Here is a 2283-nt window from a genome sequence, read left to right as displayed (position 1 = left end):
CCCTTCAAGTCCTACCATACAAGCGAGCCTGCTCGCGAAGAGACCGGCACCTCCGACATAGAAGTTGGCTGACAGACCGCTTTCGCGAGCAGGCTCGCTCCCACAGGGGTTATGTGCAGGCCGCGCGGATGGTGAACAGCAGGAGGAAATGCAGGGGATAGAGCGCGTAGGCCCAGCGGCGCATGGGCAGCGGATGGATAGAACGGGAATGTCGCAACAAGAACAACCCAAGCATTGGCGCAATCAAGCATGCCGCGATGCCGAACACCGCCACGTAGTTGCCGAACTCCGCCGCCTCATACAACACCTGCCACTGATTGCCCGCCAGACACACCAGCCCCGGCAGCAGGCTGAAATACCAGGGGCGACGAATCACCCACAGCAGCGCCAGCGGCAGCAACACGCCAAACAAGCCGAACATCAGCCATTGCGAAAACAGCGTCGCCAACAGCAAGGCTCCGACGCCCAGCAGCCGCGACAGCAGCGTCCGATCCTGCCAACCCCGCGCCACCAGCAGTCCCAGCGCCAGGGTAGGCATCACGTTCAAGGTGTCGGGATCCGGAATGTACAAGCGGTAGGGAATCTCGCTGACCGCGCTGAACAGCAGTAACCAGCCCAGATAGCGCCATTCGGTCTTCTGCGCACCGGCACGAGAGAGATTCGCCGCCATCGCCAGACAAAACCACGGGAAGGCCATCCGCCCCGGAACATACAGCCAATCGGCGCTGATCCCGACATATCGCAGGTGATCGAGCAGCATGCTCAGCAGCGCCAGCCACTTGAGCAAATCCAGCGCGCCGTCGCGTTTAGTCACGTGCATAATCGGGCCACAAACTGGTAATTTTCTGACAGCGACATCTCGTGTGCTCCCCGGAAGATCTTCGGTAAAGTGCGCATCATCATTGACCACGAGCCTTCACAAGAGTCTCGACCACGGAAGCCGGCCATGACCGACAAGAGCCAACAATTCGCCAGCGACAACTACTCCGGTATCTGCCCTGAAGCCTGGGCTGCGATGGAACAGGCCAACCACGGCCACCAGCGCGCTTATGGCGACGATGAATGGACCGCACGCGCGGCCGACCATTTCCGCAAACTGTTCGAAACCGACTGCGAAGTGTTCTTCGCCTTCAACGGCACCGCCGCCAACTCCCTGGCGCTGTCGTCGCTGTGCCAGAGTTACCACAGCGTGATCTGCTCGGAAACCGCCCACGTCGAAACCGACGAATGCGGCGCTCCGGAATTCTTCTCCAACGGTTCGAAACTGCTGATCGCCGGCACTGAAAACGGCAAGATCACCCCGCAGTCGATCCACGAAGTCGCCCTCAAGCGTCAGGACATTCACTACCCGAAACCGCGCGTTGTAACGCTGACTCAAGCCACCGAAGTCGGCAGCGTCTACACCCCGGAAGAAGTCCGCGCCATCAGCGCCACCTGCAAGGAACTGGGCCTGCACCTGCACATGGACGGCGCGCGTTTCTCCAACGCCTGCGCCTTCCTCGGCTGCTCGCCGGCAGATCTGACCTGGAAGGCCGGTGTTGACGTGCTGTGTTTCGGCGGCACGAAAAACGGTATGGCCGTGGGTGAAGCGATCCTGTTCTTCAACCACAAACTGGCGGAAGACTTCGATTACCGCTGCAAACAGGCCGGGCAACTGGCGTCGAAAATGCGCTTCCTCTCGGCACCGTGGGTCGGCATCCTCGAAAACGATGCCTGGCTTAAATACGCCCGTCACGCCAACCACTGCGCGCAACTGCTGGCCGAGCTGGTCAGCGACATTCCGGGCGTGGAGCTGATGTTCCCGGTGCAGGCCAACGGCGTGTTCCTGCAACTGTCGGAGCCGGCGATCGCCGCGCTGACCGCGAAGAACTGGCGCTTCTACACCTTCATCGGCAAGGGCGGCGCGCGCTTCATGTGCTCCTGGGACACCGAAGAAGAACGCGTCCGCGAACTGGCCCGCGATATCCGCGAAGTCATGTCCGCCTGACCTCCCGCCACCGCACTGATCATTCCCACGCTCCGCGTGGGAATGCCTCCCGGGACGCTCCGCGTTCCAGCCCCAGATGCTAAACACCGCTATGACGCAGAGCGTCAGTGGTTGCATTCCCACGCAGAGCGTGGGAACGATTTTCGGCCGGGAATGACTTTTCCCACCGTAAGACCAGACTTCTCTTCTAGCGCGTTCTCTTCCCCCGCCTCACCCTGATCGTTCCCACGCTCCGCGTGGTAACGTATCCCGGGACGCTCCGCGTTCCAACCCCAGGTGCTAAACACCGCTATGAC

Annotated in this window: 2 protein-coding genes; one reads left to right on the top strand and one right to left on the bottom strand. The window is 61.2% G+C overall.

What is annotated here, in order from left to right; all coding sequences use genetic code 11:
• Positions 1 to 109: 109 nt before the first annotated feature.
• On the bottom strand, positions 110 to 820 hold the full coding sequence (locus PseAD21_RS29275; protein ID WP_102359171.1) for a TraX family protein: 711 nt from the start codon (positions 818 to 820) through the stop codon (positions 110 to 112).
• A 126-nt stretch (positions 821 to 946) separates the two neighbouring features.
• Between PseAD21_RS29275 and PseAD21_RS29270 the strand changes: the two genes are divergently transcribed.
• Positions 947 to 1987: a low specificity L-threonine aldolase gene (locus PseAD21_RS29270; protein ID WP_102359170.1), complete on the top strand. Its 1041-nt coding sequence runs from the start codon at positions 947 to 949 to the stop codon at positions 1985 to 1987.
• Positions 1988 to 2283 lie beyond the last annotated feature (296 nt).

Origin of the sequence: Pseudomonas sp. AD21, from assembly GCF_002878485.1 — a bacterium.
Classification (GTDB): Bacteria; Pseudomonadota; Gammaproteobacteria; order Pseudomonadales; family Pseudomonadaceae; genus Aquipseudomonas.
The sequence above is the reverse complement of the archived record's forward strand: the minus strand, read 5'-3'. Positions and strand labels throughout refer to the sequence as shown.